This window comes from Escherichia sp. E1130 (genome assembly GCF_005781065.1).
In the GTDB taxonomy this organism is placed as follows: Bacteria; Pseudomonadota; Gammaproteobacteria; order Enterobacterales; family Enterobacteriaceae; genus Escherichia.
Genome location: NZ_VATL01000012.1, coordinates 105,442 through 129,967, shown reverse-complemented (window position 1 = coordinate 129,967; position 24,526 = coordinate 105,442). Strand labels below are relative to the sequence as shown.

At 51.5% G+C, this 24,526-nt stretch carries 19 protein-coding genes; 6 read left to right on the top strand and 13 right to left on the bottom strand.

Annotation, left to right across the window (positions count from 1 at the left end):
- Window positions 1–4: 4 nt before the first annotated feature.
- The 6 genes from napB to napF are packed head-to-tail and all read right to left on the bottom strand — an operon-like array spanning window position 5 to window position 5,233.
- Window positions 5–454, bottom strand: a complete 450-nt coding sequence (gene napB / locus FEK66_RS11335; protein ID WP_000835174.1) for a nitrate reductase cytochrome c-type subunit — start codon at window positions 452–454, stop codon at window positions 5–7.
- The gene (gene napH, locus FEK66_RS11330) at window positions 451–1,314 is read right to left on the bottom strand and encodes a quinol dehydrogenase ferredoxin subunit NapH (RefSeq protein WP_130207130.1); all 864 of its coding nucleotides are present in this window, start codon (window positions 1,312–1,314) and stop codon (window positions 451–453) included. The genes napB and napH overlap by 4 nt, the downstream gene beginning before the upstream one ends.
- Complete coding sequence (gene napG, locus FEK66_RS11325) at window positions 1,301–1,996, bottom strand: ferredoxin-type protein NapG (protein ID WP_000091291.1); 696 nt, start codon at window positions 1,994–1,996, stop codon at window positions 1,301–1,303. The genes napH and napG overlap by 14 nt, the downstream gene beginning before the upstream one ends.
- 6 nt (window positions 1,997–2,002) lie before the next feature.
- Window positions 2,003–4,489, bottom strand: a complete 2,487-nt coding sequence (gene napA, locus FEK66_RS11320; protein WP_000778067.1) for a periplasmic nitrate reductase subunit alpha — start codon at window positions 4,487–4,489, stop codon at window positions 2,003–2,005.
- Window positions 4,486–4,749 (bottom strand): chaperone NapD, encoded by a 264-nt coding sequence (gene napD / locus FEK66_RS11315; RefSeq protein ID WP_000557378.1) that lies wholly within the window; start codon window positions 4,747–4,749, stop codon window positions 4,486–4,488. The genes napA and napD overlap by 4 nt, the downstream gene beginning before the upstream one ends.
- Window positions 4,739–5,233, bottom strand: coding sequence for a ferredoxin-type protein NapF (gene napF / locus FEK66_RS11310; protein ID WP_130207132.1), 495 nt, complete (start codon window positions 5,231–5,233; stop codon window positions 4,739–4,741). The genes napD and napF overlap by 11 nt, the downstream gene beginning before the upstream one ends.
- Before the next feature lie 108 nt (window positions 5,234–5,341).
- On the opposite strand from napF, the gene FEK66_RS26210 reads away from it, so the two are divergent.
- Entirely contained in the window at window positions 5,342–5,506 is a 165-nt protein-coding gene (locus FEK66_RS26210; RefSeq protein ID WP_276320415.1) for a hypothetical protein, read from the top strand.
- A gap of 132 nt (window positions 5,507–5,638) precedes the next feature.
- Entirely contained in the window at window positions 5,639–6,127 is a 489-nt protein-coding gene (eco, locus tag FEK66_RS11305) for a serine protease inhibitor ecotin (RefSeq protein WP_130207134.1), read from the top strand.
- A 263-nt stretch (window positions 6,128–6,390) separates the two neighbouring features.
- Here eco and mqo read toward each other — a convergent pair whose 3' ends face one another.
- The 6 genes from mqo to ompC form a co-directional block, all read right to left on the bottom strand.
- Entirely contained in the window at window positions 6,391–8,037 is a 1,647-nt protein-coding gene (gene mqo / locus FEK66_RS11300) for a malate dehydrogenase (quinone) (protein WP_130207136.1), read from the bottom strand.
- 217 nt (window positions 8,038–8,254) lie between these two features.
- Window positions 8,255–9,898 (bottom strand): microcin J25 efflux ABC transporter YojI, encoded by a 1,644-nt coding sequence (gene yojI / locus FEK66_RS11295; protein ID WP_135494558.1) that lies wholly within the window; start codon window positions 9,896–9,898, stop codon window positions 8,255–8,257.
- A gap of 75 nt (window positions 9,899–9,973) precedes the next feature.
- Entirely contained in the window at window positions 9,974–10,624 is a 651-nt protein-coding gene (alkB, locus tag FEK66_RS11290; RefSeq protein ID WP_135494560.1) for a DNA oxidative demethylase AlkB, read from the bottom strand.
- Window positions 10,624–11,688, bottom strand: a complete 1,065-nt coding sequence (gene ada, locus FEK66_RS11285) for a bifunctional DNA-binding transcriptional regulator/O6-methylguanine-DNA methyltransferase Ada (protein ID WP_135494562.1) — start codon at window positions 11,686–11,688, stop codon at window positions 10,624–10,626. The genes alkB and ada overlap by 1 nt, the downstream gene beginning before the upstream one ends.
- Before the next feature lie 73 nt (window positions 11,689–11,761).
- On the bottom strand, window positions 11,762–12,817 hold the full coding sequence (gene apbE, locus FEK66_RS11280; RefSeq protein ID WP_135494565.1) for an FAD:protein FMN transferase ApbE: 1,056 nt from the start codon (window positions 12,815–12,817) through the stop codon (window positions 11,762–11,764).
- A gap of 110 nt (window positions 12,818–12,927) precedes the next feature.
- Window positions 12,928–14,031, bottom strand: a complete 1,104-nt coding sequence (gene ompC / locus FEK66_RS11275; RefSeq protein WP_130207146.1) for a porin OmpC — start codon at window positions 14,029–14,031, stop codon at window positions 12,928–12,930.
- A gap of 736 nt (window positions 14,032–14,767) precedes the next feature.
- Between ompC and rcsD the strand changes: the two genes are divergently transcribed.
- A complete protein-coding gene (rcsD, locus tag FEK66_RS11270; protein ID WP_135494568.1) occupies window positions 14,768–17,440 on the top strand; it encodes a phosphotransferase RcsD in 2,673 nt (890 codons plus the stop codon).
- 16 nt (window positions 17,441–17,456) lie between these two features.
- Window positions 17,457–18,107, top strand: a complete 651-nt coding sequence (gene rcsB / locus FEK66_RS11265) for a response regulator transcription factor RcsB (RefSeq protein WP_042290573.1) — start codon at window positions 17,457–17,459, stop codon at window positions 18,105–18,107.
- A 172-nt stretch (window positions 18,108–18,279) separates the two neighbouring features.
- Here rcsB and rcsC read toward each other — a convergent pair whose 3' ends face one another.
- On the bottom strand, window positions 18,280–21,129 hold the full coding sequence (gene rcsC / locus FEK66_RS11260) for a two-component system sensor histidine kinase RcsC (protein WP_130260524.1): 2,850 nt from the start codon (window positions 21,127–21,129) through the stop codon (window positions 18,280–18,282).
- A gap of 168 nt (window positions 21,130–21,297) precedes the next feature.
- Between rcsC and atoS the strand changes: the two genes are divergently transcribed.
- Entirely contained in the window at window positions 21,298–23,124 is a 1,827-nt protein-coding gene (gene atoS / locus FEK66_RS11255; RefSeq protein ID WP_130207149.1) for a two-component system sensor histidine kinase AtoS, read from the top strand.
- Entirely contained in the window at window positions 23,121–24,506 is a 1,386-nt protein-coding gene (gene atoC / locus FEK66_RS11250) for an acetoacetate metabolism transcriptional regulator AtoC (RefSeq protein ID WP_130207150.1), read from the top strand. Before atoS ends, atoC begins: the two co-directional genes overlap by 4 nt.
- The last annotated feature ends 20 nt before the right edge of the window (window positions 24,507–24,526 follow it).

The window sequence follows — 24,526 nt, the reverse complement described above, 5'->3', positions numbered from 1 at the left end:
CCTCTTATTTCCCGTAACCTTTTGATGGGGTAAAGGTATTCCCCACGATTGGCGCGGTATCGGCCTGCGGTACGTGACATTGCAGACAGAAATAACGACGTGGAGCCACTTCCGCGCCCACTTTGCCGTCGCTGTCCATAAAGTGAGTAGGACTGATGCGCGGTGCGCCAGTGGTGCGATAGCTTTCGACACCGTGGCACTGCAAGCAGCGGTTGGTATTGGTCGTTACCTGATAACCTTCAACGCTATGCGGGATCATTGGCGGCTGATTCACATAGTTCAGCGGCATCCGATCCTGCTCTTTTGGCATCCGAATGGCCCCTTCCTGCGTCCCGGATACTTCCGGCGACTGGCTAAAATCGACGCCATTTGCCGCCCAAACCGCGCCGCTCACCACCAGGGCCAGCATCGCCGTCCATTGACACAGCGCTTTCTTCAGGTCATGGCTTTTCATGATTTCGCTCCCGAACTCCATCGTGTAGTTATTGTAAATACATCCTCAGAACAGACATCCACGCAGCGACCGCATGTCATGCAATCGCGGCTGGTGACCTGCACCGGGCTTTGTTCATCCAGCACCGGGGCACGTAGCACATGCGGTTCCGGGCAAACATGAAAACAATCCATACAGCGGTTACATTTCTGTCGATCGGTGGCCGCAACGGTGACAACACCTTTGCTACCCAACACGCCATACAGCGCGCCGACCGGACAAATATGGCCGCACCAGCCGTGTTCAACGACCAGTAGATCAAATAAAAACAGCGCGAGAATAAGCAGCGCGCCGCTGCCGAATCCCATTACCAGGCTACGCCCCATCAGAGAAACGGGGTTGATCCATTCCCAGATGAGCGTGCCAGTTAAGGCTGAGCCCACCAGAATGACCACCAACAGCACGTAGCGAATGTGGCGAGGGATCGTCGCAGACTGATTGAGGTCAAAGCGCCTGCGCAACCAGTTCGCTAAATCGGTAATCGGGTTCAGCGGGCAGACCCAGCTGCAAAATAATCGCTTTCCTGCCAGGGCGTAGAGCACGGTGATAATCACCGCACCGATCAGCGCCACCGTGGCAGGCAGATGGCCGCTGGCAAGGCTTTGCAGCGTCATCAGCGGATCGGTCAGCGGAACGGTGTCGAATAACAGGCTACTGCTGTAGTTGCCATGCAAGATCCACACACCAAACCACGGGCCGCTCAAAAACATCCCCAGCACGAAGAACTGACAAAGGCGACGCAACACCAGCCAACGGTGACTGCGCCACCAGCCTTTCTTCGCCAGTGCCTCGCGCCCGGCGTCACGTTTACGATTTGCCATTGTTCCCCTCCAGCCAGCCGAAGCGGTAATGGTGACCTAACTCCCCTTTCGCCAGTGACAGCGGTAACACCTTGATTGCCGGTTGTTCCAGCACACACACCTTTTCGCACTTACCGCAGCCGGTACAGGCGTCGCTGTGAACCGTCGGCAGAAAACGGGCGTGCTTACCGGTACGCGTGTTGCGCTCCAGCTCCAGGGTGATTGCCTCATCAATTTTCGGGCATTCGCGATAACAAACATCACAGCGCAGCCCCTGAAAGTTGAGACAGTTTTCTTGGTCCACCAGCACCGCCAGCCCCATCCGCGCGTCGTCGATCGATTCGATCTCACGATCCAGCGCACCGCTTGGGCACACTTTGGCGCACGGAATGTCCTCACACATTTCGCAAGGAATATCCCGCGCGACAAAATACGGCGTACCTGCCGACAGACCAGAGGCCAGCGTCGCCAGTTTTAATGTGTCGTAAGGGCAAGCCTGAACACACTGACCGCAACGCACACAGGCACTGGCAAAGGCGTTCTCGTTTATGGCTCCGGGCGGGCGCAACCGCACGCCAGATGCGCGTGCGGTTTGCTGTTGTAACCCCAGCGCCACACCCACGGCTGCCAGCCCGCCTGCTGTGCGAACAACATCGCGCAGAAAGCGGCGGCGACCATTTTGAGGTTTCGCTGACCGGGACATAATGGCTTACACCTTCTCCAGTTTGACCGCGCACTTCTTGAAGTCCGTCTCTTTCGAGAGCGGATCGGTCGCGTCCAGCGTCAGTTTGTTAACCAGTTGTGCGGCGTCGAAGAACGGCATGTACACCAGGCCCTGCGGCGGACGGTTACGACCGCGCGTTTCGACAATCGAGATCACTTCGCCACGGCGAGAAACCACTTTCACTTTGTCGCCACGACGCAGATCGCGCGCTTTCGCATCCAGCGGGTGAATAAACAGGACCGCTTCCGGGAAGGCACGGTGCAGTTCCGGTACACGACGAGTCATACTGCCGGTATGCCAGTGCTCCAGAACGCGTCCGGTAGAGAGCCACAGGTCGTACTCTTCATCCGGTGCTTCCGCCGCCGGTTCGAACGGCAGCGCGAAGATCACCGCTTTGCCATCCGGTTTACCGTAGAACTTATAGCCTTCGCCCGCTTTCACGTACGGGTCGTTACCTTCGCTGTAACGCCACTGCGTTTCTTTACCGTTCACCACCGGCCAGCGCAGACCGCGCGCTTTGTGGTAGTCATCGAACGGTGCCAGATCGTGACCGTGACCGCGACCAAACCATGCGTACTCTTCGAACAGCCCTTTTTGCAGATAGAAGCCCAGCTCGCGGGATTCATCGTTCAGCTGATCTTCTGCCAGTTCGGATACCGGGAATTTGCTCACTTCCGGAGTGGCATACAGAACTTCGTACAGCGTTTTGCCACGCAGTTCCGGTTTCTTCGCCAGCAGCTCTTCCGGCCATACTTCTTCAGTTTTGAAGCGGCGGGAGAACTGAACTAACTGCCAGAGATCCGATTTCGCTTCGCCCGGAGCCTGTACCTGCTGACGCCAGAATTGAGTACGGCGTTCGGCGTTACCGTAAGCCCCCTCTTTCTCTACCCACATTGCGGTCGGCAGGATCAAGTCGGCGGCCAGCGCACTGACTGTCGGATACGGATCGGAGACGATGATAAAGTTGCGCGGATCGCGCCAGCCCGGCATACGCTCTTCATTAATATTCGGCCCGGCCTGCATGTTGTTGGTACACATGGTCCAGTAAACATTCAGCTTGCCGTCTTTCAGCGCACGGTCTTGTGCCACCGCGTGCAGACCGATTTTCGCCGGAATGGTGCCGCTCGGGATATTCCACTTCTTCTCGCAGATATCACGGTGTTTCTCGTTAGTCACCACCATGTCCGCAGGCAGACGGTGAGCAAAGGTGCCCACTTCACGCGCAGTACCACACGCGGAAGGCTGCCCGGTCAGGGAGAACGGACCGCAACCCGGCTGGGAAATTTTGCCGGTCAGCAGGTGCAGGTTGTAGACCAGGTTGTTGGCCCACACACCGCGGGTATGCTGGTTGAAGCCCATCGTCCAGTAGGAGATGACTTTCTTGTTCGGATCGGCATACAGCTGCGCCAGCTGTTCCAGCTGATCTTTTGGTACGCCAGTCATTTCGGCGGTTTTTTCCAGCGTATACTCGGCAACGAAGGCTTTGTAATCTTCAAAGCTCATCGGTTCGGAGGCGTCAGAACCCGGATTCTTCGCTGCTTTTTCCAGCGGATGGGTCGGACGTAAACCGTAGCCGATGTCCGTCGCCCCTTTGCGCAGATTAACGTGCTTGCTGAAGAAGTCCTGATTTATCGCATTGTTTTGAATGATATAGTTGGCGATGTAGTTCAGGATCACCAGGTCAGATTGCGGCGTAAAGATGATGCCGTTATCCGCCAGCTCGAAGCTACGATGCTGGTAGGTAGAAAGCACCGCCACGGTGACGTTCTGGTTAGAGAGACGACGGTTAGTGATGCGCGACCAGAGGATCGGGTGCATCTCCGCCATGTTTGCGCCCCACAGCACAAACGCGTCAGCCTGCTCGATGTCGTCATAGCAGCCCATCGGCTCATCCATACCAAAGGTACGCATAAAGCCAACTACTGCCGACGCCATACAGTGACGCGCGTTCGGGTCGATGTTGTTCGAGCGGAAGCCCGCTTTGAACAGCTTGGACGCGGCATAACCTTCCCAGATAGTCCACTGACCAGAACCGAACATACCGATCGATTCCGGCCCTTTTTCTTTCAGGGCGGTTTTGAATTTCTCTTCCATCACATCAAAGGCTTGATCCCAGGTGATTGGGGTGAACTCGCCTTCTTTGTCATATTTACCGTTTTTCATACGCAGAAGCGGCTGCGTCAAACGGTCTTTACCGTACATGATTTTGGGCAGGAAATAGCCCTTAATGCAGTTCAGGCCACGGTTAACCGGTGCGTCCGGGTCGCCCTGACAAGCCACCACACGCCCCTGCTGCGTTCCGACCAGAACGCCGCAACCAGTACCGCAGAAACGGCACGGCGCTTTATCCCATTTAATGGCTTCCTGCTGACCAACAACGGCGCGGGCAACGCCCGGCACGCTGAGACCGGCAGCCGCCGCAGCGGCCGCAACGGCGTTAGCTTTCATAAAGCTACGACGACTGAGTTTCATGGTGTTTCCTCACCTTGCTCTTCCTGCTGGTGATAAACCAGCGACACCGCCAGCACGCCCTCTACGTTGCGTACTGACTCAATGGTTTGGATCAGCGTTTCGCTGTCTTCTGCTTCCACCACCACAATCAACTGACCGCTCGGCGCGTCGCTGACAGCAACTTCACAGCCGGGAAAGGCGTTCAGTTGGGTGCTGATGTCTGAAATTCGTTCGCTTTTGGCCTGCACGACCAGGCTGCAAACTTGCCAGTTAGTGTGCATGGAGATACTCCGCAGTTATGGCTGATACCGGACAACTGGCTGCACATGCTCCACATCCGTTGCAAAGTTGGCTATTAAGTTGCGGCTGGTAGATCCCGGAGAGCGTCGGGCGAAAGATAATTGCCATTGGCTCACAGCTATCCTGACAGCGGCGACATTCAACTGACTGATACGCCAGGCACGCGTCCCCAATGGTGAACTGCAAATCCCAGGCCCTGGTGTGGCGCGGAGAAAATAGCGATTCGGGGCAAGCCTGCGCGCAGGCGTAACAGAAGCTGCACTCGTTATTTTTGAAATTAACGCTCGGATAGCCACCCGCGCCGCGTTGCAGAATGTTGTTTTCACAAGCATTAATACAGGCATCGCAGCGGGTGCAATGGGCCAGAAAATGAGATTCATCACCGGACCAGGGCGGACGGATACCGTTACTGGCTTTGCGCCAGCGACCAGTGAGTATGCCCCGACGGGATGCATCAATCTTCACATTGACCTTCCATCATTAACGCGCTCTGAAAATTGAGAGCGACCAAAGAAACCGCGTAATTAATAAGCCATTTTTATAGGCGCTAAGATATTAAAGGATGTGTCAAAGATGCATACCCCGATCGGGGTAAAACCTGTAGCAGGATCAAAAGAGTGGCGGGAAGGCTGGCAAAAATGGGCTTTTATTCACATTTCAACCGGTTATAAACAATTTTACATAGCGATAAATTCACCAAAGATATTCTTCCAGGCTTCGCCACCCATCAGCATATAACTCCAAAAGAGAAGGTAAAGTTGTCTGAATATTCTATGCATTATTCATAAAGCAAATTAATAAATCTGATGAATATGTTAACCTTCAGCGACATCATCGGTGAAAACCTATAAATGAAGAAGGAAAGCAAAAATGAAGACCATTCTACCTGCAGTATTGTTTGCCGCTTTCGCCACAACTTCAGCCTGGGCGGCAGAAAGCGTTCAGCCACTGGAAAAAATCGCCCCTTATCCGCAAGCTGAAAAAGGGATGAAGCGTCAGGTGATTCAGTTAACCCCGCAAGAAGATGAATCTACCCTGAAAGTAGAACTGTTAATCGGTCAGACGCTGGAAGTTGACTGCAATCTGCATCGTCTCGGCGGGAAACTGGAAAGCAAAACGCTGGAAGGCTGGGGCTATGATTATTATGTCTTTGATAAAGTTAGCTCCCCGGTTTCCACGATGATGGCCTGCCCGGATGGCAAGAAAGAGAAGAAATTTGTCACCGCGTATCTGGGCGATACCGGAATGCTGCGTTACAACAGCAAGCTGCCGATCGTGGTGTATACGCCAGACAATGTAGATGTGAAGTACCGCATCTGGAAGGCGGAAGAGAAGATTGACAACGCGGTAGTTCGCTAAACACAGCGTACCGCCCGTCGGTCGGATAAGGCGGTTACACCGCATCCGACATCTAACGTCCGAGCCGGTTGCCTGATGCGACGCTGACGCGTCTTATCAGGCCTACGCCACTAAACTGCTGTGAAGTGCGGCAACCGGTAGGTTAGATAAGGCGGTTACGCCGCATCCGACATCTAACGTCCGAGCCGGTTGCCTGATGCGACGCTGGCGCGTCTTATCAGCATACGCCACATCCGGCATACCATGCCGAATGTGGCACATCATTACAACGCAATATCCGCGACTTCTTTTTGAACGGGTTGCGGTTTCAACTGCGGTTTCGGCGTACTGTCTGCCGCCTGCGGTTTGTCGTATTTCAGCCCCAGCACTTCGCTGGTGTACTGCAACTCACGTTCCGTTGCTGCCACATCACCATTCAGCTTACGTCCATAAGACGGAACGATCGCTTTCAGCGTGGCCTGCCATTGCGGGCTGGAAACACGATCACCAAACACTTTTTCCAGCAGATTCAACATAATCGGTGCGGCGGTTGACGCCCCCGGCGATGCCCCCAGCAGCGCAGCAATGGTTCCTTGCTGGTCACTGACCACTTCTGTTCCCAGACGCAGTACGCCGCCTTTGTCGGCATCACGCTTGATAATCTGTACGCGCTGCCCCGCTTGCCACAAACGCCAGTCCTCTTTTTTCGCCTGTGGATAGTACTCTTTCAGCGCTGCAAAACGATCCTCTTCACTCAACATCACCTGACTAATCAGGTATTTCACCAGATCGAAATTATCCAGCCCGACGTGCATCATCGGCATCACATTAGAGGTGGTGGTGGAACTCATCAGATCCCACAACGAACCGTTTTTGAGGAATTTGGTTGAGAAGGTGGCAAATGGTCCAAACAGCACTACGCGTTTACCGTCCAGAACACGGGTATCGATATGCGGAACCGACATCGGCGGCGCACCGACAGATGCTTTACCGTAAACCTTCGCCAGATGGTGATTAACCACGTCAGGGTTTTCCGAGACGAGGAACTGACCGCCCACCGGGAAACCAGCGTACTCTTTCGCTTCCGGGATACCGGATTCTTGCAAAAGCTTCAGCGCCGCACCGCCCGCACCGATAAAGACAAATTTCGCGCGAATGTTCTGTACTGTGCCATTTTTCAGATCGGCAATGGTGACGGTCCAGGTGTTGTCGTCATTACGTTTGAGGCCGCGGACTTCGCTACTGAGTTGCAGCGAGAAGTTGGATTTTTTCTGCAAGGAAGCAATTAACTGGCGAGTGATTTCACCATAGTTCACATCGGTGCCGATTTCTGTACGTGTCGCAGCCACTTTCTGCTGCGGATCGCGTCCTTCCATCACGAGTGGCGCCCACTCTTTGATTTGCGCGTGATCTTCGGAGTAACGCATACCGCGGAACAACGAACTTTGTTGCAAGGCCGCGTAACGGGCGCGCAGGAAGTTGACGTTATCTTCGCCCCAGACAAAGCTCATGTGCGGAACGGTATTGATAAATGAACGCGGAGTACGCAGCACGCCGCGCTCGACCTGGTGCGCCCAGAACTGGCGGGAAATCTGAAATGCTTCGTTAATGGCGACTGCTTTTTCGATACTGATGCTGCCATCGGCGTTTTGCGGGGTGTAGTTCAGTTCCATCAGTGCAGAATGCCCGGTTCCGGCGTTGTTCCAGCCGTTCGAACTCTCCTGCGCGACACCCTCCAGGCGCTCCACCATGGTCATCGACCATTCAGGCTCCAGCTCGCGTAAATAGGTCCCCAACGTGGCGCTCATAATGCCGCCGCCAATCAACAGTACATCAGTTTCCTGCTCCTCGGACGCTTTCGCTTTTGCCGCCATCGAAACGGCATTAAGCCCCACGGCCATCGAGAAGAGCATGGCAGTCACTTTTTTCATCTTGTTAATGCCTTACTTTTAGTCGCTTTATTGCAGGTGAGATTTGCGCGGCATCAACGGTAACACTTAAGTAACAACATTTAAATAATGTTTATAAATTATCTTCTAATTTTATAAACATTATAATTTCGTTGATTAATTATAGGGTTATTAGAAACGGGGGGATTTTTAGAATATTGACCTGGCGACAGTATCCCGCCAGGTCAGCGCCAAAATATTATGCCGTCCGGGCAACGGCATCACGCGAAGCAGCGTCACGCTCTTCGCCGGTCAGCTCGCTAAGTTGTCCGTTGCGCATTTCCAGCAGGCGGTCGGCGTGGATAAAGTAATGATCATCATGACTGATGGCGAAAATAGTTTTACCCATCTCCTGCATCAGCGGCAGCAGCACCTGATAAAACTCACGACGGAAGTGTGGATCCTGATCCGCCGCCCATTCATCCAGCAGAATAATATCGCGTTCTTCTGCCAAAGCCAGCAACAGCGCCACGCGTTTTTTCTGCCCTTTCGATAACTTCAGGTTAACAATACGCCCGTTACTTAACTCAAGCTTATGACCCATTTTCAGCTGCGCCAGCCACTTCTCAACCAGTTGCGGGTTAGCAGGTTTGCCCTCCGGCCCCAGCAGTTGATCAAATAACCAGACATCGGTAAACACCGCCGAAAACAGTTTGCGATAATCTTCCGGTTGTTCGCCGCTGACAGGTTTGCCATCCAGCAAGATTTCGCCGCTTTGTGGCTGATACAACCCAGTCAGCAACATCGCCAGCGTCGATTTGCCGCTACCATTGCCACCAATCAGAAACAGCAGTTCGCCACGTTTAATGGTGAGGTTAATCGGCCCAACGGAAAACGCGTTATCCTGATAGCTAAACGTAACATTACGCAGCTCAAGCGTTTGCCAGTTGGGAAACGCCTGCGGGCGCGGAAACTCAGCTTTGAAAGGTGCGAGCGCGAATTTGTTCAGCTTGTTAAACGCCACCTGCGCCGTCAGCAGCGTCGGCAATGCGCCAACCGCCGAAAGCAGTGGCGTACGCAGGAATAACAGCGTCAACGAATAGGTCGCGGCAACGTTGGTATCAGCCCAACCCAGGCTATTTGCCATCCAGAATACCAGGCCGATAGCACCCAGCATCATAATGTTCGACCAGTTCACGGCACTTAGATGGAAGGTGTCTGCGCGGATAATATGATGGCGATACTCTTGCGCATCAGGAATGTAGAGATTGTTAAACACATACTCGGCGCGCTCACGGTTCAGAGTCAGCTCTTTGCGCCCTTCCAGCACAGTTTGAAAATCCGAGTACAGTTTGTCTTCGGTTTCACGCAGAGTCGCCATATGCTTGTACACCCGCGCCACCAGTACAAAACCGCCCCAGATGGTGACTGCCATCCAGATAGCCGTTACCAGCAACATTTTGCCCGACAACATCCAGAGATACGCCGCTGAACCGATAGTGAGAATGATCCCCTGCACCAGTTCCGGCAGACGCACAAAAGCAATGGTGATATTGCGCACATCGCTGGTTAACCCCGCCAGCAACGAGGCGCTACCAAGTTGTTCGATACGCTCGACGTGGGTATCCAGTATCCGCTTGATAAATTCGCTACGCAGTCGGTAAACGAAGTGATGGCCCAGCGTAGTAAGTGCCAGTTGCGATCCCAGTGTTACCGCCATTAACAGCAGCAATAAACCCAGAAACTCCGGCAACACCAGCAGACTGGTATCCGCCGTTTCGATAAGGCGCTGATTGATAAAAGCAATTAAGCCAATGCCTAATGCCGCACTGGCGAGGCTTAGCGCCATCACACTGATAAATGGCCAGCGATACTGCCGCCAGACAAGTACAAGAAGTTCCATGCAGAAAACCCGGACAATGAATTACAGCCCGCAGTTTAAACATCTCCGCGTGCACAGCAATAATAATTCTTATTTTTATTCTTTTTTACCTGCCTGACGGAATGTCAGGTTGTAGCGGCAGTCGGCGGTGAGTGGATGAAACCCCGCTTTGAGCGGTTGAATGCCGTGATAAAACAGCCGTGATTCACCGCCCCACACCACTACATCGCCATGTTCCAGCAACAGTCGTTTGAGCAGATCATTTCGTTTCAGGCCACCAAATTGAAAAATCGCGGGTAAGCCCAGAGAAACAGAAACAATTGGCGCGCGCAGATCCGGTTCGTCTTTATCCTGATGCAGCGACAGTTTCGCGCCCGGGGCGTAGCGGTTGATAAGGCAAGCGTCAGGCTGGAAATCTGGATAGCCCGCTGCCATGGCCGCGCGCCGACATAAATCATAAAAACTTTGCGGCATGGCGGGCCACGGTTTATTTGTTTGCGGATCAATGGGCGAATAGAGATAACCTTGCCGATTGGTCGTCCAGCCCAGATGCCCGCAGTTGGTCATCGCCACCGACATGGTATATCCGCCAGGAGTGACCATCTGGCGAAACGGCGACTGGCTGGCAATGCCACTGATATCGTGCATCAGTTGTTCCGCAACGTTAAAAGCAAAACGGCGCAAAATCACCGCGCCGGAAGCCAGCGATTCGTGCCACGGTTCAGCATCAGCAAACAGATCCAACATTACCTCTCCTCATGATCAGCTTCGCGGCGCAGCAAGTGCGCTTTGCGCGACACGCCCCAGCGGTAACCAGAAAGTGCGCCATCACCGCGTACTACCCGATGACAAGGGATAATAATAGCTAATCTATTGGCGGCGCAGGCACTGGCTACGGCGCGAACGGCTTTTGGTTTGCCAATCGCGTTCGCCAGTTGCTGGTAACTCACCGTTTCACCACAAGGTATAGTGCGAAGCGCCTGCCAGACTTGTTGTTGAAAAGCGGTGCCGCGAATATCCAGCGGTAACGTCAGCGGCGTATCGCGGTTATTGAGGCTGGCGATAACCTCACGTATATGTTGCTGAAATATCGGATCCGCCGGCGCGTTGTCAGCGGCAGGAAACATCTGACGGAGTTCGCTGATTAATGTCCCGTCATCGTCGCCCAGCAGAATCGCGCAAATCCCCCGCTCGCTTTCCGCCACCAGGCAACGCCCCAGCTCACAATCAGCCAGCGCATAACGCACTGCCAGGTTTTCGCCACCGTGACGAAACTGTTTAGCCGTCATGCCCAACGTTTCGTCAGCTTTGCGGTAGTAACTGCTGCCGTCGGGGAATCCAGCGTTCAGAATCGCCTGGGTGACGCTCTCCCCTTTCGCCAGCGATTCGCGCAAGCGACGAGCGCGCCAGGCCTGTTGCCAGGCTTTTGGCGTCATTCCGGTGGTGGCTTTAAATAAACGATGCAGATGGAATGGACTCATCGCCACCTGGTCGGCCAAGGCTTCCAGCGTTACAGGCGTTTCCTGTTCCAGTAGTCGACACGCGTGGGTGATTTTATCCAACCGGTGTTGCTGGGCATTGGCTTTATCAGGTTGGCAGCGTTTGCAGGGGCGAAATCCGGCGACGATTGCCTCGCTGGCATTTGCGTAGAAGGAGACGTTTTCCCGCAAGGCATGTCTCGCGCGGCAAGACGGACGGCAAAAGATACCCGTGGTGCGCACGGCGAAAACGAATTCGCCGTCGGCATTCGGGTCGCGGGCTAAGACCGATTGCCAGCGTTGATCGTCAGTTAAGCGTGTGGCGTTTTTCATAATCAGCTCCCTGGTTAAGGATAGCCTTTAGTCTGCCCGGTCACCATCACGCAAAAACCAACAATCTTGCGCTTTAATTTTTTTCGCTCACCAGGAAGCTTTTAAACTGCGGCGACATCCAGGTTTTAAAACTATCACCTTCTTTGGTGATCATATAAACCGCCAGCCCTTCCCGGCGAACGACTTCTTTGGCTTTCTCTGGCCCGAGCACCATCAAACCTGTATCCCAGGCGTCAGCTTCCAGTGCCGTCGGAGCAATCACAGTCACGGACACCAGATTATGTTCGATAGGTCGTCCGGTTTGCGGATCGATAACATGAGAAAGGCGTTTGCCGTCCAGTTCGTAATAATTGCGATAGCTGCCGGAGGTACTGATACCGTGACCATTGATATCCACTACCGCCTGAACCGCGTTTTCTTTATCGGTTGGTTTTTGAATCGCCACTCGCCACGGCTGGCCCTCGCCGTTCATACCGCGGCTGTTCAGCGCCCCGCCCACCGACACCAGGTAGCGAGAAATACCTTCCTGCTCCATCAAGCGTGCCAGATGATCGGCGGCATAGCCTTCGCCGACGGTGGAGAGATCGACATATAAATCCGGAAGATCTTTTTGCAGGTACTGCTGATGATACTGATTGATGACCGTCAGGTGCTGTAAGCCGGTTTTGGCTTTCATTACATCAATTTGTTCCTGGCTCGGAATTTGTACCGGTTGTTGTTCCGGACCAAAGCCCCACAGATTCACCAGTGGCCCGACAGTAATATCCATCGCGCCATCGGTCTTTGCGCCAATACGTAGCGAGGTGGTGATAATATCAGCCATCGCTTCACTTACCGGCCACGGTGTCAGGCTTTGCGAGTCGTTAAAGCGCATCAGCGCGGAGTCTTTTTTATAGGTCGAAAGCAGCTGATCGTCTGCGTCCAGCTGGGTCTGAATCTTCTCTTTGAGCTCGGCACTACGTTTGGCGTCAATGCCCGGGATGCTGGCACGCCAGAAGGTTCCCATGGTTTTGCCTTCAAGAACAGTCACTTCAGTAGCGTGGGTGTTGGCGGGTTGTGGTTTTTGATCGCAACCGACAAAGAAGAGCGTGGCAGCCAGCAATGCCACGCGGGTAAAGTTTATTTCCATATGTGATTATCCTCATGCGAACGGTCGCAAGAGTACACCAAAAAAACGCGTTTGTACGCTGAAAACAATGAAAAAAGGGCCCGAAGGCCCTTTGTCGATAGAAATCGAAATTAGAACTGGTAAACCAGACCCAGAGCTACGATGTCATCAGTGTTGATGCCAGCAGCGCGGGTGAACTGGTTGTCGTCCAGCAGGTTGATTTTGTAGTCAACGTAGGTGGACATGTTTTTGTTGAAGTAGTAGGTAGCACCAACATCAACATATTTCAGGATATCTTCGTCGTCGTAGTTACGACCAGCAACGACACCCAGGTTTTTACCTTTAGACTGCAGGTATGCTACAGACGGACGCAGACCGAAGTCGAACTGGTACTGAGCAACAGCTTCGAAGTTCTGTGCTTTGTTCGCCCAACCCAGGGAACCTACGCGAGTTGCGTTGTAGGTCTGGGTGTACTGAGCAGCCAGGTAGATGTTGTTAGCGTCGTATTTCAGACCACCAGTGTAGGTTTCAGCACGGTCGCCGTTACCGATGTAAGCAATGCTGTTCTGATCATCAGTACGTTTGGAGCTGGAAACTGCAGCACCGATACCGAAGCCTTCGTAATCATAAGTGATAGAACCGCCGACACCGTCGCCGTTCTGACGCAGAGCGCCACGACCGTTGTTGGTCATGCCTTCGCCGCTTACGCTACCGTTTTTGCCCTGGTACTGAACTGCAAAGTTCAGGCCGTCAACCAGACCGAAGAAGTCGGTGTTACGGTAGGTCGCGAAGCCGTTACCACGCTGCTGCATGAAGTTGTCAGAACCGTAAGTATCGCCACCGAATTCTGGCAGTACGTCGGTCCAGGAAGTTACGTCGTAAACAACGCCGTAGTTACGACCGTAGTCGAAAGAACCGATGTCCTGGAATTTCAGACCAGCAAATGCCACACGGGTCCAGGAGTTGTTTTCGCTTTCCGGAGCGTTGCCCTGGATCTGATATTCCCACTGGCCGTAACCGGTCAGCTGGTCAGTAACCTGAGTTTCACCTTTGAAGCCAAGACGCATGTAGGTCTGGTCGCCATCTACAGACTTGTCGTCAGAGAAATAGTGCAGGCCGTCTACTTTACCGTACAGATCTAATTTGTTGCCGTCTTTGTTGTAAACTTCAGCAGCATTTGCTGCGCCTGCTACCAGCAGAGCTGGGACCAGGAGGGACAGTACTTTAACTTTCATGTTATTAACCCTCTGTTATATGCCTTTATTTGCTTTTTTATGCCACTGCATACTGATTAACCCTCATTAATCAGTCGGCAGGTCCATTCTCCCCAAAAATGCAGAATAATCCAACACGAATATGATACTAAAACTTTTAAGATGTTTCAAATATCCACATAGGTATTTCAAAATGTAAATGTGATGGAACTTTTTCAAATTCTAATGGTTGAGCAAATAACGCACTAAACATCAAGTAAGATTATTTCGACCTTTAAAACAATAACTTAATCTTAAGTCTTTGACCGCACTGAATGTTAAAACAAATTCTTCACTCGCAACTAAAATATCTCTCGCTATCATCATTAACTTTATTTATTACCGTCATTCATTTCTGAATGTCTGTTTACCCCTATTTCGGCCGGATGCATCGCATCCGGTTTTTTTTACCATTCTTTACACATCTTTTATTTTCCTGTGCTACCGTAGCAAAATTATAACAATCGTTAACTATTTCGTAAAAAACGACAACAATTACCGACAAAATCTATCTGCACTATTTTCCTGATAATTTTCTTCATGCCTGTGGGTTATTTGTACATTAACAACGCATTTGTACATTTATTTACCGCAGCGCAAAATGTGAAATATCGTCGGCTAATGCCTTAACATCAATCAGGTAAGAGTCTGGAATTTCACACTGTACCCTTTATACTGCCCTATCACTTTGCGAAGTTTTAACAGGTCATAAACACGAATGCGTCAGAAAGAGACAACGGCCACGACCCGCTTTTCACTCCTACCGGGGAGCATTACCCGCTTCTTTTTACTGCTGATCATCGTGTTACTGGTGACGATGGGTGTAATGGTACAAAGCGCCGTTAACGCCTGGCTGAAAGATAAAAGCTACCAGATCGTTGATATTACCCATGCCATACAAAAGCGCGTCGATACATGGCGTTATGTGACCTGGCAAATCTACGACAACATTGCCGCGACGGCCTCTACCTCCTCCAGCGAAGGGTTGCAGGAGACGCGCCTGAAACAGGATGTCTATTATCTGGAAAAACCGCGCCGCAAAACGGAAGCCCTGATCTTTGGTTCTCACGACAACTCAACGCTTGAAATGACCCAAAGAATGTCCACTTATCTGGACACATTGTGGGGCGCAGAGAATGTACCCTGGTCGATGTACTATCTGAACGGCCAGGATAACAGCCTGGTTTTGATCTCCACCCTACCGCTAAAAGATCTCACCTCGGGATTTAAAGAGTCGACCGTCAGTGACATTGTTGATTCTCGTCGCGCAGAGATGTTGCAGCAGGCCAACGCCCTGGATGAACGCGAAAGTTTTTCTAACCTGCGCCGCCTGGCCTGGCAGAACGGACATTATTTTACCCTGCGCACCACCTTTAACCAGCCGGGGCATCTGGCGACGGTAGTCGCTTTTGATCTGCCTATTAATGATTTGATCCCGCCGGGGATGCCGCTGGATAGTTTCCGTCTGGAGCCAGACGCGACAGCTGCGGGAACCAATAATAATGAGAAAGAAGCGACGGATAGCGTCAGTATCCACTTTAATAGTTCGAAGATTGAAATCTCTTCGGCGCTAAACTCCACGGATATGCGTCTGGTCTGGCAGGTTCCTTATGGCACATTGCTGCTGGATACGTTGCAAAACATTCTCCTGCCGCTGCTGCTGAACATCGGTTTGCTGGCGCTGGCGCTGTTTGGCTATACCACCTTCCGCCATTTCTCTGGCCGCCCCACCGAAAGCGTACCCAGCACGGCAGTGAACAATGAACTGCGCGTTTTGCGGGCCATCAATGAAGAGATCGTGTCACTGCTGCCGCTCGGCCTGCTGGTTCACGATCAGGAATCGAATCGCACAGTAATAAGCAACAAAATTGCCGACCACCTGCTGCCGCATTTGAATCTGCAAAACATCACCACTATGGCAGAACAGCATCAGGGCATCATTCAGGCGACGATCAATAACGAACTGTATGAGATCCGTATGTTCCGCAGCCAGGTCGCGCCGCGTACACAAATCTTCATTATTCGCGATCAAGATCGCGAAGTACTGGTGAACAAGAAACTCAAGCAGGCGCAGCGTCTGTACGAGAAAAATCAGCAAGGCCGGATGGCCTTTATGAAAAATATTGGCGATGCACTAAAAGAACCAGCACGCTCCCTGGCGGAAAGCGCAGCCAAACTCAACACACCGGAAAGCAAACAACTGGCGAATCAGGCTGATGTGCTGGTGCGCCTGGTCGATGAAATCCAGTTAGCAAATATGCTTGCCGACGATAGCTGGAAAAGCGAGAGCGAGCTTTTCTCCGTGCAGGATTTAATTGATGAAGTCGTGCCTTCCGTGTTGCCAGCCATCAAGCGTAAAGGTTTGCAGCTATTGATTAACAATCATCTAAAAGCACACGATATGCGCTGCGGCGATCGCGATGCCCTACGCCGTATTTTGCTGTTACTGATGCAATATGCTGTCACCTCAACGCAAATGGGGAAAATTACCCTTGAGGTTGACCAGGACGAATCTTCCGAAGAACGTCTGACTTTCCGCATTCTGGACACCGGAGATGGCATAAGTATTCATGAAATGGATAATTTGCACTTCCCGTTCATCAACCAGACCCAAAGCGATCGTTACGGCAAGGCGGATCCGTTAGCATTCTGGTTGAGCGATCAACTGGCGCGCAAGCTAGGCGGTCATTTAAACATCAAAACGCGCGACGAGCTTGGTACACGTTATTCCGTGCATATCAAAATGCCCACTGCGGAACCGGAAGTAGAAGAGGAAGAAGAGCGTTTACTGGATGATGTTAGCGTGATGATGGACATAACTTCCGCAGAAATTCGGAATATTGTCACTCGCCAGTTAGAAAATTGGGGGGCAACCTGCATTACACCGGATGAAAGATTAATTAGTCAAGATTATGATATCTTTTTAACGGATAATCCGTCTAATCTTACTGCCTCTGGCTTGCTTTTAAGCGATGATGAGTCTGGCGTACGGGAAATTGGACCTGGTCAATTGTGCGTCAACTTCAATATGAGCAACGCTATGCAGGAAGCGGTCTTACAATTGATCGAAGTGCAACTGGCGCAGGAAGAGGTGACAGAATCGCCTCTGGGCGGAGATGAAAATGCACAACTCCATGCCAGCGGCTATTATGCGCTCTTTGTAGACACAGTACCGGATGATGTTAAGAGGCTATATACTGAGGCAGCAACCAGTGACTTTGCTGCGTTAGCCCAAACGGCTCATCGTCTGAAAGGCGTGTTTGCCATGCTTAATCTGGTACCCGGCAAGCAGTTATGTGAAACGCTGGAACATCTTATTCGCGAGAAGGATGTCCCAGGAATAGAAAAATACATCAGCGACATTGACAGCTATGTCAAGAGCTTGCTGTAGCAAGGTAGCCTATTACATGAACAATATGAACGTAATTATTGCTGATGACCATCCGATAGTCTTGTTCGGTATTCGCAAATCACTTGAGCAAATCGAGTGGGTGAATGTTGTCGGCGAATTTGAGGACTCTACAGCACTGATCAATAACCTGCCGAAGCTGGATGCGCATGTTTTGATTACCGATCTCTCCATGCCTGGCGATAAATACGGCGATGGCATTACCTTAATCAAGTACATCAAGCGCCACTTCCCAAGTCTGTCGATTATTGTTCTGACCATGAACAACAACCCGGCTATTCTTAGCGCGGTACTGGACCTGGATATCGAAGGGATCGTTCTGAAACAAGGTGCGCCGACCGACCTGCCGAAAGCGCTCGCCGCGCTACAGAAAGGTAAGAAATTTACTCCGGAAAGCGTTTCTCGGCTGTTAGAGAAAATCAGTGCTGGCGGTTACGGTGACAAGCGCCTCTCACCAAAAGAGAGTGAAGTTCTGCGCCTGTTTGCCGAAGGCTTCCTGGTTACCGAGATTGCTAAAAAGCTGAACCGAAGCATTAAAACCATCAGTAGCCAGAAAAAATCCGCAATGATGAAGCTGGGAGTCGAGAACGATATCGCTCTGTTGAATTATCTCTCTTCTGTGACGTTAAGTCCGGCGGATAAAGAGTAATTTCCCGCATTCCCGATAAACTCCGATTACCGGATGCAGCGTAAACGCCTTATCCGGCCTACAAATTCCATTATTTCAATGGATTACAATAAGGTAGGCCAGATAAGACGCGCCAGCGCCGCATCTGGCATTTGCTCCGATTGCCGGATGCGGCGTAAACGCCTTATCCGGCTTACGATTCTCGCGCTTTCCTGACCCTCTCGGCATACATCGTCAGCGTCTGTTTTATAACATCCAACGTCACTGGCTTAGACAGACAGCTATCCATACCGGACTCCAGACACCGCTGTTTCTCTTCAGCCAACGCATTGGCCGTTACCCCTATTACCGGCAACGTGAGTCCCAACTGGCGGATACGTTGCGTTAACCGGTAACCATCCATATTCGGCATGTTGACATCACTTAACACGATATCAATGTGATTCTTACTAAGAACATTAAGCGCATCAACACCATCATTCGCCGTCTTACACTGATAGCCCAACGATCCAAGCTGATCGGCCAACAGACGACGGTTAATTGGATGATCGTCCACGACCAGAATCATCATATCGTCGTTATTGCTGACCACTTTGTCGGTCGACGGCAGAGAGTTAGCAGGATCGTCGCTCTCCATTTCTATCAGATAGATGCGCGCCAGCAATGTCGGTAGCTCGTGCGGAGCTGCCACACTGTGTACCCATTCACCAGGCGCTTTCTCAAGAGGGATACCGATATGGCGACGACAGAAAGTCACAACCGCCCTGCCCTGCCATTTTTTACTCATCACATCATCGGTGATCAACACATCTTCGGAAGTCGGCTCCTGCCCTTCGTATGTAGCAACGACTATGCCGCTACGCTGCAAACTGGTTTCAAGGAACTGACAGAGCGACGCATTGCGTACCGCCAGCCAGCAACGTTTACCCGTTAATCCTTCGACACCTTTTTTCTGCGGATACTGCGCGCCATACAGTGGAATACGCACCGCAAACTGGCTGCCCATTCCCGGTTCAGAATCCACCGAGATGTCACCGTCCATCATGCTGATCAGTTTTTCACAAATCGCCAGCCCCAGACCAGTACCCTGGAAGTTACGCTGTACGCCCGTCCCTACCTGGAAGAATGGATCAAATAACCGCACCACTTCTTTAGCTGGAATGCCCACCCCGGTATCGCGTACGCGAATAGAAAGATAATCACCATCAACGCGAACATGCAGAACAATGCAGCCGGTATCGGTAAATTTAATAGCATTACTCAACAGGTTGGAGATCACCTGCTGTAAGCGCATTGGGTCGCCATTGAGCGCCATCGGTACATCTGGCTCAATAAAACAGTACAAACCAAGTTGCTTGCGTACCACCAGCGGCAAATAGTTGGCGGTGATGTGGTTCATGACTTCGCGCGGTGAAAACTCGCGAGGTTCGATTTTCAACTGTTCCGATTCAATCTTCGAGAAATCGAGAATGTCGCTAATAATTTTCAATAACAGGCTGGAAGAGTTATTCATTGCCGTCACCAGACGGTCGACACCTTTTGGTAACTCTTTGGTTTGTAATAGATCCAGGTTGCCGATAATGCCATACAGCGGCGTTCGCAGTTCGTGACTGACGGTAGCAAGGAACATCGATTTTGACTGGCTCGCCTGTTCTGCTGCCTGCGCCATTTCTTGCAGCGACTCTTCCATCTTCACACGTGAAGACACATCGACCAGTACGCAAATTGCCACGTTTTCATTACGATAGCGCGAATGAACAAAGCTGATTTGCAGGTTGGTATTGTTACTGGTAAGGACATCGACAAAATTGACCTGCTGGCCACAAATAATTTGCGTTAGCCGTTGGCGATCCTCATGCGTAAGCATGTTGAGATAGGTATGCGCCAGCTCGTTACTCAAAATATTAACGCCATCGACAGTTCGCAAAATGCAGATCCCCACAGGCGCTGAGGCGACTATCTTGCGGTTAAACTGCTCATGCTCTTCCAGTCGCTGGGCGTCACTTTCCGCCGGAATAAAAATACGTCGCTCATACATCCGTGCGAGGGTAAACAATGCAGCACCCGCAATCACGTTCAGCAAAATCGCGTTAAGTATCAACATGCGAATACGTTCCAGCACCTGATCAACAGGCACGGAATAGACAATACTTAGCGAAGACGGCGGTAGATTTTTTTTCAGCACCAGCTCACGGAAACCTGGCGTATAGCCAAACCAGGATCGCTCCTGCATCCAACGCGGTTCGGCTTTAATCTTACTTTCCGGTCCGGTCAGCGAAATCAGGGTATGGCCATTTTCATCAAGAATGGTGACGCCCATCGGCAACGTCCCCGGCAGGAAGAAGTTCTCCATCCGAATTGTCTGTTCTACGCCTAAAAGCGCTTGCAAACGGTTTGCCAGATAAACCGGCGTCAGCGCGTAGAAATATCCCACCCCAGGACGCGGCCCTTCACTGATCCAGAAAAGGTTACTGCCACTGTCATCCTGTGGCGCGTTACGATATTTGTTAATGCGTTCATGCAGGGCTTTCAGAGCGGTGTCACGTTCGACGGGCATATCACGCAGGCCAAAGTTAGCCATACAGAGGTTATCGCTGCCGATTAAAAACACGCGGTTGAGATCGTAAGCCGCAGAGAAATTATCGCGCCAGTAGCGCATAAACCACGCCAGTGACTCCAGGGAGCCTCGCCAGGTATTGCTCATTGCGGAACAATCGGAATCAGCAAACAGAGGTTCGAAAACCGGCACATCTGCTTGCGTTTCACGCCCACGCGGAGAAAGCACGCCGTTTTCCACGGATAAGCGATTTTCAGCAATGTACTTCAGCTCTTTCATGACATCAGAGGTGCGCTGAATAAACCGCTGGGCCTGATCGGAGCTCAGATTAAATTCCTGACGAATCTCAGATTCTCGTTGATGTAAAGCGTTGACGATGTAAAACACTGATGAAAAAGCAATCAACAGCCAGATCAATAACGCCAGCGCTCTGAACATGTAGCGCGAGACTTTCAGGGTTGTGCGAAAAGAAGCAAGGTATTTCAAAGGGGCGAAGCTCCGCCTCAGGTGACCGATGGAGTGTGGTTAAGGTAGCGGTAAAAGCGTGTTACCGCAATGTTCTGTCTTCTCTGGAATATGATACACCGCCGAGAAATCATTACCTTAACCCCTGATAATCGTCGTTTGCCTGAAAAACAAACCCGGATACCCAGCATGCACTCTCTGAAGTGGTTGTACCCACGTCGTCTGCGCAACCAGCTCATTATGATGGCAATCCTGATGGTCATCATTCCGACGCTATCTATTGGTTATATCGTAGAAACAGAGGGTCGGTCAGCGGTCTTATCTGAAAAAGAGAAAAAATTAGCGGCAGTTGTGCAGTTGCTGAACGCCGCACTGGAAGAACGCTTTGCGCTTTACCAACATCTGCCTCGTGAGGCACGCATCCAGGCACTGAATCATGAGTTGGCTCCCATCACTGAACGTATTACCCGAGCATTTCCCGGTGTCGGGGCTGGCTATTACCACAAAGGGCTGGATGCAATTATCACTTATGCCCCGTCGGCACTCTATCAAAGCAATGTAGGTATTAGCATCACCCCGGATCATCCCGGCAATATCGTCATGCAAACCAACACGCCACAACTCTTTTCCGGCAGGCAAGTCCGCGGCGATATTATGAATTCCATGATCCCAATAGAACGCCAGGGCATCGTGCTTGGTTATATATGGGCGAATGAATTAACGGAGGATATTCGTCGTCAGGCATGGAAAATGGACGTGCGGATAATCATTGTCCTTTCTGCCGGGCTGCTGATTAGTCTGCTGTTGATTGTGCTTTTTTCCCGTCGTTTAAGCGCCAACATCGATATCATCACCGCGGGTCTGTCGACGCTAGCGCAGAATAATCCTACGCAATTGCCACCGCTACCTGGCGAACTAGGGCAAATCAGCCGTTGTGTGAATAACCTTGCCGATGCGCTTCGTGAATCGAAAACACTCAATGACCTGATTATTGAAAATGCCGCCGATGCCGTGATTGCCATTGACCGACAAGGCGATGTGATCACCATGAATCCCGCAGCGGAAGCCATTACCGGATACAAACGTCACGAGCTGGTAGGCCAGCCTTACGCCACGCTATTTGCCAACACCCATTTTTATAGCCCTGTCCTCGATACGCTGGCGCACGGCATTGAACATATGGCACTGGAAATCAGCTATCCCGGACGCGACCGAACCATTGAAATCAGCGCCACCACCAGCCGAATCCATGACGGACATGGCCAAATGATTGGCGCTTTAGTGATTTTTTCCGATCTGACGGCACGTAAAGAGGGCCAGCGGCGACTGGCGCAGACGGAAAGACTCGCCACCCTGGGGGAACTGATGGCGGGCGTAGCCCATGAAGTGCGCAATCCTCTCACCGCCATCCGGGGTTACGTGCAAATCATTCGCCAACAGACTCCCCAGTCAGAGCACAAGGAATATCTCTCAATTGTGCTGAATGAGATTGATTCCATTAATAAAGTTATTCAGCAGCTTTTGGATTTTTCCCGTCCGCGTAAAAGCCAGTGGCAACAAGTGTATCTCAATGCCTTGATCGAAGAGACGCTGATTCTTGCCCAAACCTCCGGCGTACAGGCACGGATCGACTTTATTACAGAGCTTGATCCTTCACTCACTGCGATCGTGGCAGATCGAGAACTACTCAAGCAGGTAATCCTGAATATGTTGATCAATGCCGTGCAAGCTATCACCGCGCGCGGGGAAATCCGCATTCGCACGTGGATGTATACGGCTAACCAGCAGGCGATCACGATTGAAGACAACGGCTGCGGCATCGACCTGTCACTACAGAGAAAAATCTTTGATCCCTTCTTTACCACCAAAGCGTCCGGTACGGGACTTGGCCTCGCCCTAAGCCAACGAATTATTAATGCGCATCAGGGCGATATACGCGTCGCCAGCCTCCCCGGCTGTGGTGCCACATTTACCCTTATCTTACCGATTGATCCGCAGGAAAATTTGCCCTTATGAATGCTGTTTACCGAATCCTGATTGTCGACGACGAAGAGAATGTGCGTCGTATGTTGTCCACCGCATTTTCTTTGCAGGGTTATGACACTCACTGCGCCAGTAATGGACAAGAAGCCTTGCCTCTGTTCACCCGTGTGCAGCCGGACGTAGTGCTGATGGATATCCGGATGCCGGAAATGGATGGCATCAGCGCGTTAAAAGCGATGCGTGGTCACAACCCTCGTACGCCCGTTGTCCTGATGACCGCGTATGCGGAGGTCGAAACGGCGGTGGAAGCCTTACGCAGCGGTGCGTTTGATTACGTAATCAAACCGTTTGATCTGGATGAACTGAACCTGGTCGTGCAGCGCGCATTACAGCTGCAGTCAATGAAGAAAGAGATTCGCCAGCTACATCAAGCGCTAAGCGCCAGTTGGCAGTGGGGCCACATATTAACCAACAGCCTGGCCATGAAGGAAATCTGCAAGGATACGGCAAAAATCGCCCTCTCCCAGGCCAGCGTATTAGTCAGCGGCGAAAGTGGTACGGGTAAAGAGCTGATCGCCCGGGCGATCCATTACAACTCCCGACGCGCCAATGGGCCATTTATTAAAATTAATTGTGCCGCGCTACCAGAATCCCTGCTTGAAAGCGAACTTTTTGGTCATGAAAAGGGCGCATTTACTGGTGCACAAGCGCTACGTCAGGGGCTTTTTGAGCGTGCCGACAGCGGAACGTTATTCCTGGATGAAATAGGTGAAATGCCATTGGTATTGCAGGCCAAATTATTGCGTATTTTACAGGAAAGGGAATTTGAACGGATTGGTGGTCATCAAACCATCAAAGTCGATATTCGCATTATTGCCGCTACCAATCGTGACCTGGACGCGATGGTAAAAGAAGGGACTTTCCGTGAAGATCTCTTTTATCGCCTTAACGTAATTCATTTAATATTGCCGCCGCTTCGCGAGAGACGTGAAGACATTTCCCTGTTAGCCAACCATTTTCTGCAAAAATTCAGTAGCGAAAACCAGCGCGATATTATCGAAATAGATCCCAGCGCGATGTCGTTGCTCGCCAGCTGGTCGTGGCCAGGCAATATCCGAGAGCTTTCCAACGTCATTGAACGCGCCGTGGTAATGAACTCAGGACCGGTGATTTTTGCAGAAGATCTACCACCACAATTTCGCCAGTCTGTAAGCCTGAATAGCGATGCGAAGAGCACTCCAGTTGGCGAACGCAATCTCAAAGAAGAGATTAAGCGTGAAGAGAAACGGATCATTATTGAAGTGCTGGAGCAACAGGAGGGAAACCGTACCCGCACCGCACTGATGCTCGGTATCAGTCGCCGCGCGTTAATGTACAAACTGCAAGAATACGGTATTGATCCAGCTGGTACGTAAGACAAAAACTGCTATGCAGA

Coding starts and splice junctions, on each gene's coding strand:
- napB (WP_000835174.1), bottom strand. CDS start 454: ATGAAAAGCCATGACCTGAAGAAAGCGCTGTGTCAATGGACGGCGATG.
- napH (WP_130207130.1), bottom strand. CDS start 1,314: ATGGCAAATCGTAAACGTGACGCCGGGCGCGAGGCACTGGCGAAGAAA.
- napG (WP_000091291.1), bottom strand. CDS start 1,996: ATGTCCCGGTCAGCGAAACCTCAAAATGGTCGCCGCCGCTTTCTGCGC.
- napA (WP_000778067.1), bottom strand. CDS start 4,489: ATGAAACTCAGTCGTCGTAGCTTTATGAAAGCTAACGCCGTTGCGGCC.
- napD (WP_000557378.1), bottom strand. CDS start 4,749: ATGCACACTAACTGGCAAGTTTGCAGCCTGGTCGTGCAGGCCAAAAGC.
- FEK66_RS26210 (WP_276320415.1), top strand. CDS start 5,342: ATGCATACCCCGATCGGGGTAAAACCTGTAGCAGGATCAAAAGAGTGG.
- eco (WP_130207134.1), top strand. CDS start 5,639: ATGAAGACCATTCTACCTGCAGTATTGTTTGCCGCTTTCGCCACAACT.
- mqo (WP_130207136.1), bottom strand. CDS start 8,037: ATGAAAAAAGTGACTGCCATGCTCTTCTCGATGGCCGTGGGGCTTAAT.
- yojI (WP_135494558.1), bottom strand. CDS start 9,898: ATGGAACTTCTTGTACTTGTCTGGCGGCAGTATCGCTGGCCATTTATC.
- alkB (WP_135494560.1), bottom strand. CDS start 10,624: ATGTTGGATCTGTTTGCTGATGCTGAACCGTGGCACGAATCGCTGGCT.
- ada (WP_135494562.1), bottom strand. CDS start 11,688: ATGAAAAACGCCACACGCTTAACTGACGATCAACGCTGGCAATCGGTC.
- apbE (WP_135494565.1), bottom strand. CDS start 12,817: ATGGAAATAAACTTTACCCGCGTGGCATTGCTGGCTGCCACGCTCTTC.
- ompC (WP_130207146.1), bottom strand. CDS start 14,031: ATGAAAGTTAAAGTACTGTCCCTCCTGGTCCCAGCTCTGCTGGTAGCA.
- rcsD (WP_135494568.1), top strand. CDS start 14,768: ATGCGTCAGAAAGAGACAACGGCCACGACCCGCTTTTCACTCCTACCG.
- rcsB (WP_042290573.1), top strand. CDS start 17,457: ATGAACAATATGAACGTAATTATTGCTGATGACCATCCGATAGTCTTG.
- atoS (WP_130207149.1), top strand. CDS start 21,298: ATGCACTCTCTGAAGTGGTTGTACCCACGTCGTCTGCGCAACCAGCTC.
- atoC (WP_130207150.1), top strand. CDS start 23,121: ATGAATGCTGTTTACCGAATCCTGATTGTCGACGACGAAGAGAATGTG.